Genomic DNA, 15,673 nt, shown 5'->3' with positions numbered 1-15,673 from the left:
GGAGACACCACCATGCATGCTCTGCGTCTTGCCTGGGATCATTTCGAGGAGGGCGTCATCGTCTTTCTGCTGACAGCGATGACCCTGGTGACCTTTGTCTACGTCATCATCAACAATCTCTACAACCCGTTCTTCCTGCTGGGCGACTTTTTCGAAATACGCGGTGCTGCAGGCATCAGCGCGCTCTTCTTTGCCATCGGGGATTTCATCATCTACCTGGCCCAGGAAATGACCTGGGGTAATGCGCTGAGCAAGGCGCTGTTCGCCTGGTTGATCTTCTTCGGCCTGGCTTACGGTGTGCGTACCGCAGGGCATATTGGGGTCGACGCTCTGGTGCGTTTGACCAGCCAGCGCATCCAATGGGGCATCGGCATCCTCGCATGCATGATCTGTCTGGGTTATGCGGGCTTGCTCAGCGTTGCCAGTTTCGAGTGGGTCGTGGCTCTGTTCGGCAACGCCATCTACGCCGATGACCTGGATCAGTTCGGTATCCGCAAATGGCATGTCGCGCTGATCGTACCGCTGGGTTTTACCATGATGTTCATCCGCTTCGCGGAAATTCTGATTCGTATCCTGCGCCACCAGCAGACCGGTCTTGGGCTGGTTGACGAGGCGGCAGAAGCCGCCAAGCTGGCCGACAGTGAGGATCGCCGCCCATGACTATTCCTTTTCTGTTCCTGGCTCTGTTCGTCCTGATGTTTCTGGGCGTGCCGATCGCCGTGTCCCTCGGCGTCGCCGGCTCGCTCACCATCATCCTGTTCAGTCCCGATTCGGTGAGCGGGTTAGCGGTCAAGCTGTTCGAGACCTCCGAGCACTACACTCTGCTGGCCATTCCCTTTTTCCTGCTGGCGGGTGCCTTCATGACCACCGGTGGCGTGGCGCGGCGGCTGATCGATTTCGCCAATGCCAGCGTCGGGCACATTCGTGGCGGCTTGGCGATCGGCGCGGTGATGGCCTGCATGCTGTTTGCCGCGCTGTCCGGTTCCTCGCCGGCGACGGTAGCGGCGGTGGGCTCCATCGCCATTGCCGGTATGGTGCGCTCGGGTTATCCCAAGGCGTTCGGTGCCGGCATCGTCTGTAACGCCGGTACTTTGGGTATTCTGATCCCGCCATCGATCGTCATGGTGGTTTATGCCGCTGCCACCGAGCAATCGGTGGGTAAACTGTTCATGGCCGGAGTGGTTCCCGGCCTGATGCTGGGCGTGGCCTTGATGGCGGCGATCTATATCATCGCGGTGAAAAAGAACCTGCCGGCAATGCCCCGGGCATCAGTGCGCCAATGGCTGTCGGCCGCGCACAAGGCGCTATGGGGCCTGCTGCTGATGGTGATCATCCTAGGCGGCATCTACTCCGGCATGTTCACGCCCACCGAAGCAGCGGCTGTAGCAGCGGTTTATGCCTGGTTCGTCGCGGTATTCGTTTATAAAGACATGACCCTGCGCGAATGCCCCAAGGTGATCCTGGAGTCGGGCAAGTTGAGCATCATGCTGATGTTCATCATCGCCAACGCCATGCTGTTCGCCCACGTCCTGACCACCGAGCAGATCCCCCAGGCCATCACCGCCTGGGTAACGGCGATGGAACTGTCGCCGTGGATGTTCCTGCTGGCGGTGAATATCATGCTACTGATTGCCGGTGCCTTCATGGAGCCATCGGCGATCATCCTGATCCTCGCGCCGATCCTGTTCCCGATTGCCATACAACTGGGCATCGATCCCATCCACCTGGGCATCATCATGGTGGTGAACATGGAGATCGGACTGATTACCCCGCCGGTGGGCCTGAACCTGTTCGTCACCTCGGCGGTGACCGGTATGCCGGTGGGTTCGGTGATTCGCGCGGCGATGCCGTGGCTGATGTTGCTGCTGTTCTTCCTGGCCATCATCACCTACGTGCCGGCGATCTCCCTGGCGCTACCGGAGTGGCTGGGGATGTGAGTCTATAGTTGGTAATGTTTCTAGGTTGATGCATTTCACATTATTGTCTATCTATTGTAGAGCCGGGGAATTCCCCCGGCCCGCTTATTACAACAACAATGAGGCAGACAATGACGCGAATCCCACTTTCCCGTCGGGCAGCCCGCCTGACAACAATGCCCCTCATATGCACATTCGCCATGACGCTGGCGGGCTGTTTTGATGGCGGTGGTGGTAGCAGCAAGGGGCCCGGCACGCATACCGGTACCTTCGTTGACAGCCCCGTCGCGGGCCTGCGCTACCAGACCGATAGCCAGGAGGGCACGACGGACGAGCAGGGCAGCTTTGCCTATCGCGGCGGCGAAACCGTTGCTTTCCATCTTGGTGATCTCAAGCTCGGCGAAGCTGAGGGCGCTGAAATACTTACGCCGCTGGATCTGGTTGCGGGTGCCGAAGAGCACACCGATGATGCGGTAACCAATATCGCCGTGCTGCTGCAGACCCTTGATCAGGACGGTAATACCAGCAATGGCATTACCATTACACCGGAGATTGCCGAGCAGGTTTCGGTCTACGCCGACCGACTGGTCTTCGACATGGATTACACGGCATTCGCTGCCTCGCTGACCGACCTGCTGGATGATCTGAACAACGCCGAGCCGCCGGTATTCACCGATACTTTCCCCGGCCCGCGTGCGGTAGTTGCCGCAGCCGATGCGCAGGAACACCTGGCCCGCGCGCTGGCACCGCAGAAGATCATAGATACCGAATACGGCAAGCTGTCCGGCTTCCAGCATGATGACGGTACCTGGGCCTGGTATGGCGTGCCCTACGCCAAGCCGCCGGTGGGCGAGCTGCGCTGGCAGCCACCGGTCGAACCGGACGCCTGGGAGGGCGTGCGCTGGGCTACCGGCTGGGCTGATCAGTCGGCGCAGAACCCGGCCTATGTGGCCTTTGGCGAAGGTGGCATGAGCGAGGACAGTCTGTATCTCAACGTCACCGTGCCGGATGGCGTTGACGGCGAGAAGTTGCCAGTGATGGTCTGGTTCCATGGCGGCGGCTTCGCCATCCTTACCGGCAACACCAAGGCATTCAACAATACCTCCTTGCCCAAGGAAGGCGTGGTCGTGGTCACGGTCAATCATCGCCTCGGGCCGTTGGGTTATATGGCGCATCCTGCTCTGACCGCCGAATCGCCGAATGAGACCTCTGGCAACTACGGCCAGTTGGATCTGATCGCCGCGCTGGAATGGGTGCGGGATAACATCGAAGTCTTTGGTGGCGATCCGGATAACGTCACCATTTTTGGTGAGTCCGGCGGCGGCGGCAAGGTGCTGTCGCTGATCAATTCCCCCATGGCCAGCGGCCTGTTCCACAAGGCCATTGTACAGAGCGGCATGGCCGGCCCGGATGACCAGTTGATGCCGGTTGAGAATCTGCTGGCGGCCGAGGAGCAGGACGGTATCGCCGTCGCCGAGGCGCTGGATGTGCAGAATGCTGAAGACGTGGCCGCCGCTTTGCGGGCAGTTCCCTGGCCACAGCTGGTTGCTGCCGCGGACGGCTCCGGACGGGTATTTTCTCCAAACGTGGATGGCGTGTACATGCTCGATGGTATCCGCGACAGCTTCGAGGCTGGGCAGCACAACGACGTACCGATTATCGCTGGTGCCAACGAAGGCGATACTCCTGGCCTGATTGATGGGCTCAAGTGGTACATGCCGTGGATGGCCGATAATAACGAGGCGGACACCTTCGTCTACGTGTTCGATCACCTGCCGGATAACTGGTCCAGTCAGGGCTCGCTGGCCTACCACGGTGCCGAGCTGGTATACGTATTCGACTACCCCGGCAGTTTCCTCTCGCACTACCTGCTGGGGCTGACCGGCCTGCAGGACCCGGTCGGCGGCGATACCCCAACGCCGCAGGGCTTTGCCATGAACCACCCGGGCTGGAACCCGAACGATATGGCCGTCACCGACAACATGCGCGCCATGTGGGCCAACTTCGCCCGTAGTGGTAATCCCTCCATCGAAGGCTTTGATTGGCCAGCCTACACTTCGGGAAATGACACTTACGTGCGTATTGCTCAGAGTCTGACCGTTGAGACTGGACTAGACGAGGCCTTTCCTGCCTCGGATTAACTTATCGTTTGCGATCGCGTAATAACTCTAACGCCGTATCAGTCCCGATGATGCGGCGTTTTTGCTTTCATTTCTTATTGCACTGAACTATTTCACATTGCATTGCCTTCTTCACTGTCGCTTCGATCTCTGATTGCTGAAATGGCCCTTATAAGGGCCTGGAGCCGTTTCCTTAAACTTGGCAACCATATTGCATCGTTAATGGGACAACAATAACCAGGCGCCCACGGCAACAGGCCAGAGCGCTAAGGAAAGAGATGCCATGACGTACCGTATCAAGGTCATTATCCCGATCCCCATGGACCAGGCTGGTGCAATGAATCGTGCTTCGCAGTTACCGGAAAGCTTGATCCTGCCTGGTTTTCATCCAGAGTTTGTTCCTGTTGCGCGAGGTGCATCGCTGGCAGATAGCGCCTATGACGTCCTGCTGATGGACTTCTCTGTGGTTGAGGCGGGGCTACGTGCCCAGGAAGAAGGTTATAGTGCGGTCTGTATAGATACCGTTAGTGATTCCGGGCTGGCGGCCCTGCGTTCGCGCCTGGATATTCCGGTGGTTGCGCCAGGCATGTCGGCTTTCTACATGGCTTGCATGCTGGGCAAGAAGTTCAGCGTCATCACCATGTGGGATGAGTGGTTTCCCCTCTACGAAAAAACCCTGACCGAATACCGCTTGTGGGATCGTGTGGCATCGCTACGCTCAATCAATACCCGTCCGGACCTCAAGGAACTGCTCGGCGGCAAGGAAGAAGTGGTGTTTGCCAAGCTGGAGGCTGAGGCGCACAAGGCCATGACGGAAGATGGTGCCGATGTCATTGTTCTTGGCTCGACCACGATGCATCAATCCCACGCTTACCTGACTGAGCGGCTGCCGATTCCGGTAATCAATCCCGGACAGATCTCCTACAAGCTCTGTGAGCTGATGTTGAGCCTGGGGCTGACGCACAGTCGCAAAGCCTACCCCGCGCCGGAAAACCCGAATGACGCGGCCTATCACGCGTTCGTTAACTGACAATAATAATCTGGAGAGAGATATGACTCGTTTGACCCGTGAACAATTAACTGAGCTGGCGATCACTTCATACTTCGGTAACGTTGATAAGAAGAACATGCAACAAGTGCTGGACTGCTGCCATGAGGACGTCGAGTTCACCATTCAGACCGATAACCTTACCCATAGCGGCCATACCGGTGTTCGCAAGATGTTCGAGAATCTGTTTTCCGGTTATGAAGAGATCTGGCACGGCGACTTCGAAGTTGCTGTAGATGACGTTGCCCAAACGGTCTGTGCTCGATTCAACGTGTATCTGAAGGACGCGCAGGGTAATGAAACTCGCTTACGTAACTGCAACTTCTGGTATGTCGAAGAAGGTAAGTTTCGCCGGGTGTTTGTGTTCATGAGTGGTGAGAACGTACTGCGCTGATTACAAGATATACGAGCGGGCCGCTTGGAGAGGGCAGCGATTGCTCTTGAATTCAGGCGACCCCCTGCCTGATGCAAAAAAATAACAAAGGATAAGGCAAAGATGATCCAACCCAGACAGCCAGGGGAGCTACGCTATCCCTCGATTTTCTCTCCCTTGCAGATCGGTAATATCACAGTGCGCAACCGCTTGATGCAGACTGCGCATGCCAAGGGCTTCGCTTCCGGCGATGGCCTGACCAACGACCGTGACATTCATTACCAGGCCGAGCGCGCCAAGGGCGGTATAGGTCTGATCGTCACTGGTGCACGCCATGTCCATCCACAATCCACTGGACCTAACCGTTCGCTGGCACGGGGAAATCGCCCGGAAATGATTGAGCGTGATGCGGAAATGGTACGTGCCGTACACGCCTTTGGTGGGCGCATTTTCGCTCAATTGATCCACTTTGGACCACAAGGGCGCAGTGGTGCCCTCGACGATTACCGTCTGCTCGTTGGGCCTTCTACCATGAAATCACCGGCATACAATGAGTGGGCGAAGGAAATCACCAAGGCCGAGATGGATGAGGTCTCGGATTACTTCGCCTTGACCGCTTGCAACGCAAAGGCTGCAGGCTTCGATGGCGTCGAGCTGCACTATTCTCACGGCTATCTACATCAGCAGTTTCTGTCATTTGTGTATAACAAACGCACCGATGAGTATGGCGGCAGCCTGGACAACATAGTGCGCTTTCCGATCGAGACCATGCGCCGGGTGCGTGAAGCGGTTGGGCCTGATTTTGTCGTTGGTATCCGCGTTTCACTGGATGAGTGCACGGTCGACGGTATGCAGGCTGATACTGCTATCGATATGACCCGCAAGATGGTGGAGACCGGGCTGATCGACTACGTCAGTGCCACGGCCGGTACCTATGCGGCGCATGCGGATCAGATTCCGCCGGGCGACTATCCAGAGAATTGGCTGGTGGAGGATGGCGCCCGGCTGCGTGCGGCGCTCCGCAAGGTCAGCGATATTCCGGTGTTCATTGTTGGGCATATCGTTGACCCGGCCAAGGCCGAGGCACTGGTTGCCGAAGGCGCCACCGATATGGTGGCCATGACCCGTAGCCAGATCGCTGATCCGGAGTTCTGCAACAAGCTGCTCGAAGGTCGCGACGACGAGATCACCCACTGTATTCGCTGCAACCAGGCCTGCATTGCCAGGCTGATGGCGGGCAATGCCATTTCCTGTGTGGTCAATCCGGCTGCTGGACGCGAGCAACGCTTCGGGCTGCACACCCTGCAGGCAGCCGAGCGACCCGCGAACTGGCTGGTGGTTGGTGGTGGCCCGGCGGGCATGAAAGCGGCATTAACCCTGCGCCAGCGCGGCCACCAGGTCACGCTGGTGGAGCGGGGCGGGCAGCTGGGCGGGCAGACGTTGTTGGCTGCGCAATTGCCACGTCGGCAGAAGTTCGGCTTCATTGCACGCGATCTTGAACGTCAGTTGCGCAAGGCCGGTGTGGAAATTTGCCTGGATACCGCGCTGGATGCCGACGCTATTATGGCGCGGGCGGCCGATGGCGTGATTCTGGCTACTGGCTCGATACCCTTGAAGACGGCATTCACATCCACCCGTCCTGCGGTTGATCGAGTGCCGGGCACTGAGCAGGACAATGTGCTCAGCGTGATCGAGGTATTGCATACACCGGAGCGGGTCGGCAAGCGTGTGGTGCTGTTCGACGAGGACGGCGGTCGCTATGCCCTGGGTGCGGCGGAGTTCCTGCTTGACCGTGGGCATGAAGTCCATCTGGTCAGCCGTTTTACTGCATTGGCCCCGAACCTCGCGCTCACCCTGGATCTGCCGGTGAACTATCGCCACGTATTCGGCAAGGGCTTGCACTACACCCTCAATAGCTGGGTGCGGCGCATCGATGGCGAGCGCGCCCAGCTGCTCAACCTGTTTACCGATGAGGACAGCGCAGTACTGGAGGCGGATAGCTTTGTCATCGCTGCCGGGCACCAGCCGGATGATGCGCTCTATCGCCAGTTGCAGGGGCATGTCGCTCGGCTGTACTGCATTGGTGATGCCAACCTGCCGCGCCCCCTGCAGGACAGTATCTACGAGGGCATGCTCGCCGGCCGTGAACTGCTGGACGACCCGGCGCGCTTCATAGAACAAGGTGAGTTGGAGGGCTTCGGTGCCGACTGGCACGCTGCCATGGGCGCCCCTCAAGTCTGATACCTATAACAAGATAACGGACCAGCGCCGGAGCGCTGGTTCCGGAGGAAGAATCCGATGACCGTTGAGCGCTATCCTCATTTGTTCTCGCCGCTGAAAATCGGCAACATCACGCTGCGTAACCGCATCATGCAGTCCGCGCACGCCATGGCCTTCAATTCACCCGAAGGCTTGACCACTGACCGCGATGTTTACTACCACGCGGCCCGTGCCAAGGGCGGCATTGGCCTGATGATCACCGGCAACCGGCTGATCCATCCCACCTCCAACACATTCTGTCGCGGTTATTCGTATGGCTACCGTCCCGAGATGGTCGAGCGTGACCGTGCGCTGACCGATGTGGTGCATGGTTTTGGCTCGCATATCTTTGCGCAGCTCAACCACTTCGGGGTCATGGGCGAGACTCATGCGATGGACGATTACCGTGTGCTGTGGTCGGCATCCAACATCAAGTCGCCGGTGTTTGGTGAAATGGCCAAGGCCATGGAGCGTAGCGACATGGATGAAGTGGTCGAGGGTTGGGTGGTGTCGGCCGAGTATTCGAAACAGGCAGGCTTTGACGGGGTCGAGGTACATCTGGCGCACAGCTATCTGCTGCACCAGTTCATTTCACCTCTCTTCAACAAGCGCGACGATGAATACGGCGGCAGTTTCGAGAACCGGATGCGCTTTCCGCTCGAAGTGATACGTGCCGTGCGTGAGCGGGTAGGGCCGGACTATGTAGTTGGGATTCGTCTGTCCATGGACGAGATGGTACCTGGCGGCATGGAAATCGAGGACTGGATTGAAGTCGCCCGTACGGTCGAGGCTACCGGTGATATCGACTACATCATGGCCACGGCGGGCGTGTACCAGTCGGCTACCTACATCATGCCACCCTACGATGTACCCAATGGTTGGCTGGCCGATCCGGTGGCGCGGCTCAAGCGAGCAGTGCAGATCCCGGTGTTCTGTGTGTCCGGGATCGGCAGCGCCGGTGAAGCTGAGACGATACTTGCCCGCGGTGGGGCTGATATGGTCGCCATGACCCGCGCACAAATCGCCGACCCGGAGTTTGCCATCAAGACGGCCGAAGGCCGGGAAGACGAAATCTATCACTGTCTGCGCTGCAACCAGGGCTGCGTCTCGCGGCTATTCCATGGCACCTCCATGACCTGTCAGATCAACCCGGCGACGGGCCGCGAGGAAGTTTTTGGCCCGCAGACGCTGGAACTGGCACCGGTCAGCAAACACTGGGTCGTGGTTGGTGGGGGGCCGGCTGGGATGAAGGCCGCCGAAGGACTAGCCAAGCGCGGGCATCAGGTAACCTTGCTGGAGAAAGGGTCTGAGTTGGGTGGTCAGGTCAACCACATAGTTCGCCTGCCGCGCCGGGATTCCTTCGCCTGGATTACCGAAGATCTGAAGGTGCATATGGCCAAGCACGGTGTTCAGGTCAAGCTCAACTGTGAGGCTGGCGTTGAGATGATCCGGGCGCTGAACCCCGATGGGGTTATCGTTGCTACCGGCTCCTTGCCTGACCGCAGCGGCTACTCCGATATCAACCCACTGGTAGACAAGGTGCCTGGGTTGGACAGCGACCGGGTACTTACCGCGCTGGATGTGCTGGCGCATCCAGAAAGGGTCGGAAAACGGGTTTTGGTGCTGGATGAAGAGGGTAACCGCTATTCCGCGGGTATTACCGAACTGTTGGTGGATAACGGCCATGAGGTGCATGTGCTGACGCGCTGGAATGCGCTCTTCCATCGTCTGGCTACTACTTTGGACCAGCCCATAGTGTATGCCAACCTCTTCAGCCAAGGGTTGACCTATACCTTGAATGCCTGGGTCAGCGAGGTGCGTGGCAGCGACGTTGTTACATTCAATCTGTATACCGGTGACGAGGAAACATTGTCGGGTTTCGATAGTATCGTCCTGGCTGTACGTCATCTCCCCGAAGACAGGCTTTATCATCAACTGAAGGAAGCTTTGCCGAATGTGCATCGGGTGGGTGATGCAGTTGTACCACGCAAGACCGACCACGCCATATTTGAAGGCTTCCTGGCTGGCCGGGAAGTTTTCGATAATTGGAAACGCTATATCGAGCCCGGGGCCATTGAGCGATTCAGTGGCCCGATGGAGATGGCTCGTTTCATGTAAGACTGCTCCGCCAGTAGCGTTGCCGGCACCTTCGGGTGCCGGCTTTTTTTTGCCTGTATAACCCCCACTTGGGTGCAAGGCACTCTATTTGTCGTCCTTTGCTTGTGGCAAATCATTGCTGTTGCTCGTGCTCTTATTCAATCTGAAATCAATATTTCAAGTTGCAAATAAGAGGTGGTTGGTCATGCCTTGTTTATTCTCTTCCTGTTTATTAATTGCTTATAAAACATGTGGTTAGGTGGAGTTGCAAGTTTTGGCAAGGTACTTGCTAAAGATTATGTGGAACTCAATAAATATAAAGAGAAAAAGCATGAGTAAACCTCTAGAGGGGATTCGCATCCTCGATCTGACGCATATGTTGTCCGGCCCTTATGCCGGGATGCTTCTGGCGGACCTCGGGGCCGAGACGATTAAAGTTGAGCCGCTAACGGGGGAAGGTACTCGCGCACTGCTGGCCAATGACCCCAGGCACTCGTTCAAAGGTATGGGAGCCTATTTCCTTACGCTCAACCGTAACAAGCAGAGCGTCTGTATCGATTTGAAAAACGAGCAGGGACTAGCGGTTTTCCACGACCTGGTACGTAACGCCGATGTGGTTCTGGATAACTTCAGCGCCGGTGTGCCAAAGAAGTTGAAGATCGACTTTGAGCATCTCAAGCATATCAACCCCCGCATTATTACCTGCTCCGTATCCGGTTTTGGGCAGGATGGGCCCAACTATCTGAGGCCTGCCTTTGACCAGGTCGTCCAGGGCATAGGTGGGGGCATGTCGATCACTGGGCTGGATGCGAAAACCCCCATGCGTGCCGGTATTCCTATTGGTGACCTGGGCGGTGGCATGTTTGCCGTCATGGGCATATTGGCTGCATTGCAGGCACGGCACAGCAAGGGGCACGGCCAGCACGTGGATATCAGCATGCTTGATTGCCAGGTCAGCATGCTGAATTACATGGCGACCATGCACATGCTCAGCGGCGAGAATCCTGAACCCCTGGGCAACGGCCATTTTGTTCATGTGCCCTACAACACCTACGCCACCTCGGATGGCTTCATTGTCATCGCCGTTATTTTCGATAGCTTCTGGGACAATCTGGTCGGGCTGTTGGACGTCGAGGAACTCAAGGACCCCAAATACCGAACCCAGCCGGTGCGTCTGGCCAACAAGGCGCTGATCGACGGGGTGCTTGATGAAGTCCTGCAAACCAACACCACCGCACATTGGGTCGAACAGTTGACGGCGCTACGGGTGCCCTGTGGGCCGGTCAATCGTTTCAGTGAGGCGCTGGCCGATCCCCAGGTGCGCCATCGCCAGATGGTGGTGGATATCCCTCACCCGTTGGGCGGCAGTGTGGAGGTACCTGGCAACCCGATCAAACTCAGTGCCGATAACGCCGACACCTATACCGCGCCACCGCTGTTGGGTGAGCATACCGACCAAGTCCTGCAGCAGATCCTGGGTTATGACGCCAAGCGCATCGCCAAACTGAAACAGCAGAAGGTGGTGGGCTAGCCATGAAAGATTTCGTCAAGATCAACGAAGTCGGGCCCCGCGACGGACTGCAGAGTCAGGGCCGGACGCTGAGTCTGGAGCAGCGGCTGCATATGATTGAGGCGTTGTTGCAGGTCGGTATTCGCGCCGTCGAAATGGGCAGTTTCGTATCTCCCCGAGCGGTTCCGCAAATGGCCGGTACTGGTGAGTTGTTTGCGCGTCTGCCGATGCCGAATGATATCGACTACTCGGCGCTGATCCCCAATCTGAAAGGGTATCAACTGGCCCGCGAGGCCGGCGTCGGGTCGGTTGCCGTTGTGCTGTCGGCGACTGAAACCATGAACCAGCGCAACATCAATATGAGCCTGGCAGAGGCAACCGAGGTCAGTGCCGAGCTGATGCGGCGGGCGCGGGCCGACGGACTGAACGCGAGAGCCTATGTTGCCGTGGCCTTTGAATGTCCCTTCGAAGGGGCCACGTCGCCAGAGGTGGTGCAGCAACTTGCCCAGCGCATGCTGGATGCGGGCGCGAACACCGCGATCATTGCCGACACCATAGGTGCAGCCAACCCGGCAGGGGTGCAGCGGCTGTTGCAGCCGCTGACGCACTGGTGTGAAACGGGTCGGATTTCCTGCCACTTCCACGATACCCGAGGCATGGCGTTGGCCAACGTGTTGGCGGCCCTGCAGTGCGGTGTGCGCGAGTTTGATAGCTCCATTGGGGGGCTGGGTGGCTGCCCATTTTCCCCTGGGGCGACCGGCAACCTGGCGACCGAGGACCTGGTGTTGATGCTGGATGCGATGGGCTATCGCACTGGTATTGAGCCGCTGGCGCTGGTTGAAGCAGTGCAGCAGGTGCAACAGCTGACCGGCGGCCAACTGGGTGGCCACTCTTTCCGTTGGCTTGAGCGCCAGTGGCACAAGCAGCAGGAGGCTCGCAATGTTTAGTTTTCTTGGAGGGTGGTTGGCGCGCCTGGCGCCTTGGATGGTGATCGGCGGGCTGGCATACGCTGCTGCATTCATCAAACCCTCGGTCGATCCGGTACCGCTGGATCAGCCGCTACTTGAAACTCGGGATGCCTTCTTTGACGGCGCCGTACTGGACCAGAACATCTGGATCGTAGGCCAGAACGGCGCCCTGCTAACCAGCGAGGATGCAGGGCAAAGCTGGATTCGCGAGGAGCTGCCGCAGCGCAGCAACTTGCAGTCCATTGCAGTGTCGACCATGGGTCAGAAGGTAGTGGTGGGGAATCAGGGGCAGGTCTGGACTCGGATAGTGGATGGCCCGTGGGAGCATCGCGAACTGCAGGTCTCAGAACTGGCCGGCAAGCTCCAGAGCGTCAAGTTCATTGACGGCGAGTTCTGGGTAGTGGGTGAGATGGGAGCGCTGTTTCGCGGCTCAGCCGATGCCAGCGACTGGCAGGCGTTGGGACTGGGTGAAGACATCAACCTGAATGCCATTAGCGCGGGCGCGGATGACGATCTGTGGATCGCGGCCGAGTTCGGTCGCCTGTTGCGCAGCAAAGATCATGGCCACAGCTGGAGTGCTCAGGAACTGGGCAGCGAAAGCCTGCGGGCCGTGTACTTTCACGGTGCTACTGGCATGGCAGTGGGTAACCGCGGCCAGGCCTTCATCAGCCATGACGGTGGTGATAGTTGGAACATGATCCCGGCCTTTACCGATGAGCACTTGTTCGATGTGGTGGAACGCAATGGCCAGTGGCTGGTCACCGGCGCGCGGGGAGCCTTGTTCAGGAGCAGCAATCCGCAACGTCAGTGGCAGGCCTGGGCACCGGAAGGGCTGGATATGAGCTACCACAACCGCCTGCTGGCCACCGCCGATGGCGTCGTGCTGATCGGGCAGCAGCTTGGGTTGCTGCATGGGGACCAACTGCAAATCTGGCCCGGAGAGCAATAGTCATGAATTATTTTACAACTCGCACAGCACGCTTGAGTGCCTGGGCCATTCGTCATCGCCTTGCGGTGTTGGTCGTTGTAAGCATCATCACTCTGGGTTTTGCAATGACCCTGAGCGGCCTGGATATCCGCACGCAATTCAGTGACATGGTTCCCCATGATCACCCCTATGTAAAAGTGCACCAGAAATACCAGGACAGTTTCGCCGCGAGTAACCGGGTCACTATCCTGGTCAAGGCCAAGGAAGGCGACATCTTCCGTCAGGAGGTGCTCGGGGAGATCCAGCGCATTACCGTTGGTCTGCAGCAGGTGCAAGGCGTCAACCCCATGCAGATCACCTCGTTGGCCTCGAAGAAGCTCAAGCGCGTCAACGCCTCCAGTGAGGGCATTGAAACCCGTCCGCTGATGTGGCCCGATCTGCCGCAAACCGCAGAACAGATGCGTGATCTGCGTCAGGCGGTGCTGAACAATCCGCTGGTGTATGGCTTGTTTGTCGATCGGGATCTGAGCTCTGCGCTGATTCAGGTGGATTTCTATGATCACCTGGTGGACTACAGCACCATCTTTCCACAGATCCAGGGGCTGCTGGATGCGTCGCCAGTGGCTGATAAGGTGAGCCTGCACCTGGTGGGTGAGCCGATCCTGTATGGCTGGGTGTCGCATTATCTGGACGAGACGGTCAGCATCGCCGTTCTGTCGCTGGTGGCCATGCTGTTGCTGTTGTTCGTATTCGCCCGCACTTGGCGCGGCACTCTGCTGCCGCTGATCGCCGGTGTTGTTGCGGCGATCTGGGCGCTGGGTATCGGTACCTTGTTGGGTTACAACTTCGACCCGTTGGTCATCGTCGTTGCTTTCATCATCACGGCTCGGGCCTTCTCCCATTCGGTGCAGATGATCACCCGGTTCGATGATCTGATACACAATGGCGAGCTGGATGCGCGCAAGGCATCCGAGCAGACCATGCGTGAGCTGTTCCGTCCCAGCATGCTGGGTTTGTATGCCGATGCTGGCGCCATTCTCTGCGTGATCATCACGCCCATCCCGCTGTTGCATAAGGTTGCCATCGTTGGCGCCATCTGGGTGATGAGCATTACCGTCTCGGCGGTGTTTCTCACGCCGGTACTGCTGTCATATATCCGCCGCCCGCAGGGCTACGCACACCCCTTCAACCTTGATGGGTTCATGCGGATCATCCTGTCTGGCGCCAAGTGGGTAGTGCGCACCCGCGCGCGGTATTGGGTAGGGCCGGTCACGCTGGTGCTACTGGCTGGTTTCATGTTCGAGGCCACCAAAGTCAACGTGGGTGATGCCAGCGATGGCTCGCCAATCCTCTGGCAGAACTCGCAATTCAACCGCGACAGTGCCCTGATCAACCAGCTGTATCCCGGCTCCGAGCAGATGTTCGTGGTGCTTGAAGGGGGCGAGCTGGATGCTATGAAGCGACCGGAAGTACTGGACTGGATGCTGCGCTTTTCCCGCTATATGGAACGTCAGCCAGAAATCGGCGGTGCGGTCTCGCTGGCGGATATCGTTATCGACATTCGGCGCAATCTCTACGAGGGCAACCCCCGCTACGGCGAACTCGGTGCCAGCAGCATGGAGAATGGCGAACTGATCAGCTTCTACATGCAGGGAGCGGATCCGGATGACCTGAACCAGTTTGTCGATGTGGTGTTCAACAATGCCTCGGTCACCCTGTTCTTCCGGGACCACAAGGGCGACACCCTGCGCAAGGCGACCCATTATGCCAACCAGTTCATCGCTGAAAACCCGCTAGAAGGGGTCGAAATCAAGCTGTTCGGTGGTGTGCTCGGGATCATCGCCGCGGTCAACGAGATTCTGCTGAATGACCAGATCGCGGCAACAGCGCTGGCCTTCCTGGTGGTGGTGCTCTGTTGCCTGGTGGTGTATCGCTCATCGGTCAGCGGGATCTTTTTCATCATTCCGGTCTTGATCTCCAACGTGGTGACTTTCGCCTTCATGGCCTGGCAGGGGATCGGTATGAGCATCAGCACCCTGCCGGTAGTGGCGCTGGGTATCGGTTTGGGGGTGGATTATGCCTTCTATATCGTTGACTCGATGAAGGAGTACCTGGAGAAATATCCTGAAGCGGATCACCTTGATGCCGTACTGCAGTCCCTTGGATCGGCTGGCCGTGGGGTGGTGCTGACCGCCTTTACCCTGGCCGCCGGCGTACTCTTCTGGTCCTTTTCATCACTGCGTTTTCAGGCGGAGATGGGCATGTTGATTGGCCTATGGCTGGCCGTATCAGCATTGACCTCCCTCTTCGTCATGCCTTCGCTTGCGCTGGTGTTCAAACCCAGTTTCATTTTTGGCGCCAGCCAGTCGAACCACGCCCCATCAGAGGGCAACCTCACCAACCTGAATACATCGGGAAATGAATATGAGCGCGTATAAAAAAACAAGATCGAGC

At 58.0% G+C, this 15,673-nt stretch carries 11 protein-coding genes; all 11 read left to right on the top strand.

All coding sequences use genetic code 11. The annotated features are described in order from the left end of the window. The first annotated feature begins 12 nt into the window (after positions 1-12). The gene (locus tag DHB74_RS05595; protein WP_499160961.1) at positions 13-660 is read left to right on the top strand and encodes a TRAP transporter small permease; all 648 of its coding nucleotides are present in this window, start codon (positions 13-15) and stop codon (positions 658-660) included. Then, positions 657-1,937 (top strand): C4-dicarboxylate TRAP transporter large permease protein DctM, encoded by a 1,281-nt coding sequence (dctM, locus tag DHB74_RS05590; RefSeq protein WP_036989023.1) that lies wholly within the window; start codon positions 657-659, stop codon positions 1,935-1,937. Before DHB74_RS05595 ends, dctM begins: the two co-directional genes overlap by 4 nt. 155 nt (positions 1,938-2,092) lie before the next feature. Continuing rightward, entirely contained in the window at positions 2,093-4,057 is a 1,965-nt protein-coding gene (locus tag DHB74_RS05585; RefSeq protein ID WP_499160960.1) for a carboxylesterase/lipase family protein, read from the top strand. Between the two features lie 262 nt (positions 4,058-4,319). Further along, positions 4,320-5,066 carry an aspartate/glutamate racemase family protein gene (locus DHB74_RS05580; RefSeq protein WP_136868735.1) on the top strand — a complete coding sequence of 249 codons (747 nt, stop codon included), beginning with the start codon at positions 4,320-4,322 and terminating at the stop codon, positions 5,064-5,066. A 22-nt stretch (positions 5,067-5,088) separates the two neighbouring features. Further along, the gene (locus DHB74_RS05575; RefSeq protein WP_169304553.1) at positions 5,089-5,478 is read left to right on the top strand and encodes a nuclear transport factor 2 family protein; all 390 of its coding nucleotides are present in this window, start codon (positions 5,089-5,091) and stop codon (positions 5,476-5,478) included. Between the two features lie 102 nt (positions 5,479-5,580). After that, positions 5,581-7,698, top strand: a complete 2,118-nt coding sequence (locus DHB74_RS05570; protein WP_499160959.1) for an oxidoreductase — start codon at positions 5,581-5,583, stop codon at positions 7,696-7,698. Positions 7,699-7,755: 57 nt separating this feature from the next. Next, a complete protein-coding gene (locus tag DHB74_RS05565) occupies positions 7,756-9,834 on the top strand; it encodes an oxidoreductase (protein WP_499160958.1) in 2,079 nt (692 codons plus the stop codon). A 310-nt stretch (positions 9,835-10,144) separates the two neighbouring features. Continuing rightward, on the top strand, positions 10,145-11,344 hold the full coding sequence (locus tag DHB74_RS05560) for a CaiB/BaiF CoA transferase family protein (protein ID WP_499160957.1): 1,200 nt from the start codon (positions 10,145-10,147) through the stop codon (positions 11,342-11,344). Positions 11,345-11,346: 2 nt separating this feature from the next. Beyond that, entirely contained in the window at positions 11,347-12,270 is a 924-nt protein-coding gene (locus DHB74_RS05555; RefSeq protein ID WP_499160956.1) for a hydroxymethylglutaryl-CoA lyase, read from the top strand. After that, the gene (locus DHB74_RS05550; RefSeq protein ID WP_499160955.1) at positions 12,263-13,240 is read left to right on the top strand and encodes a YCF48-related protein; all 978 of its coding nucleotides are present in this window, start codon (positions 12,263-12,265) and stop codon (positions 13,238-13,240) included. Before DHB74_RS05555 ends, DHB74_RS05550 begins: the two co-directional genes overlap by 8 nt. A gap of 2 nt (positions 13,241-13,242) precedes the next feature. Further along, the gene (locus DHB74_RS05545) at positions 13,243-15,657 is read left to right on the top strand and encodes an efflux RND transporter permease subunit (protein ID WP_499160954.1); all 2,415 of its coding nucleotides are present in this window, start codon (positions 13,243-13,245) and stop codon (positions 15,655-15,657) included. The last annotated feature ends 16 nt before the right edge of the window (positions 15,658-15,673 follow it).

The sequence above is a fragment of the Pseudomonas sp. G11-1 genome, from assembly GCF_024031555.1.
Lineage (GTDB): Bacteria > Pseudomonadota > Gammaproteobacteria > Pseudomonadales > Pseudomonadaceae > Halopseudomonas > Halopseudomonas bauzanensis.
Note: the sequence above shows the minus strand (reverse complement) of the source record. Positions and strands in the feature narration are given on the sequence as shown.

Bases quoted from the DNA above. Each gene is read 5' to 3' on its own strand.
- DHB74_RS05595 (WP_499160961.1), top strand. From the start codon at position 13: ATGCATGCTCTGCGTCTTGCCTGGGATCATTTCGAGGAGGGCGTCATC.
- dctM (WP_036989023.1), top strand. From the start codon at position 657: ATGACTATTCCTTTTCTGTTCCTGGCTCTGTTCGTCCTGATGTTTCTG.
- DHB74_RS05585 (WP_499160960.1), top strand. From the start codon at position 2,093: ATGCCCCTCATATGCACATTCGCCATGACGCTGGCGGGCTGTTTTGAT.
- DHB74_RS05580 (WP_136868735.1), top strand. From the start codon at position 4,320: ATGACGTACCGTATCAAGGTCATTATCCCGATCCCCATGGACCAGGCT.
- DHB74_RS05575 (WP_169304553.1), top strand. From the start codon at position 5,089: ATGACTCGTTTGACCCGTGAACAATTAACTGAGCTGGCGATCACTTCA.
- DHB74_RS05570 (WP_499160959.1), top strand. From the start codon at position 5,581: ATGATCCAACCCAGACAGCCAGGGGAGCTACGCTATCCCTCGATTTTC.
- DHB74_RS05565 (WP_499160958.1), top strand. From the start codon at position 7,756: ATGACCGTTGAGCGCTATCCTCATTTGTTCTCGCCGCTGAAAATCGGC.
- DHB74_RS05560 (WP_499160957.1), top strand. From the start codon at position 10,145: ATGAGTAAACCTCTAGAGGGGATTCGCATCCTCGATCTGACGCATATG.
- DHB74_RS05555 (WP_499160956.1), top strand. From the start codon at position 11,347: ATGAAAGATTTCGTCAAGATCAACGAAGTCGGGCCCCGCGACGGACTG.
- DHB74_RS05550 (WP_499160955.1), top strand. From the start codon at position 12,263: ATGTTTAGTTTTCTTGGAGGGTGGTTGGCGCGCCTGGCGCCTTGGATG.
- DHB74_RS05545 (WP_499160954.1), top strand. From the start codon at position 13,243: ATGAATTATTTTACAACTCGCACAGCACGCTTGAGTGCCTGGGCCATT.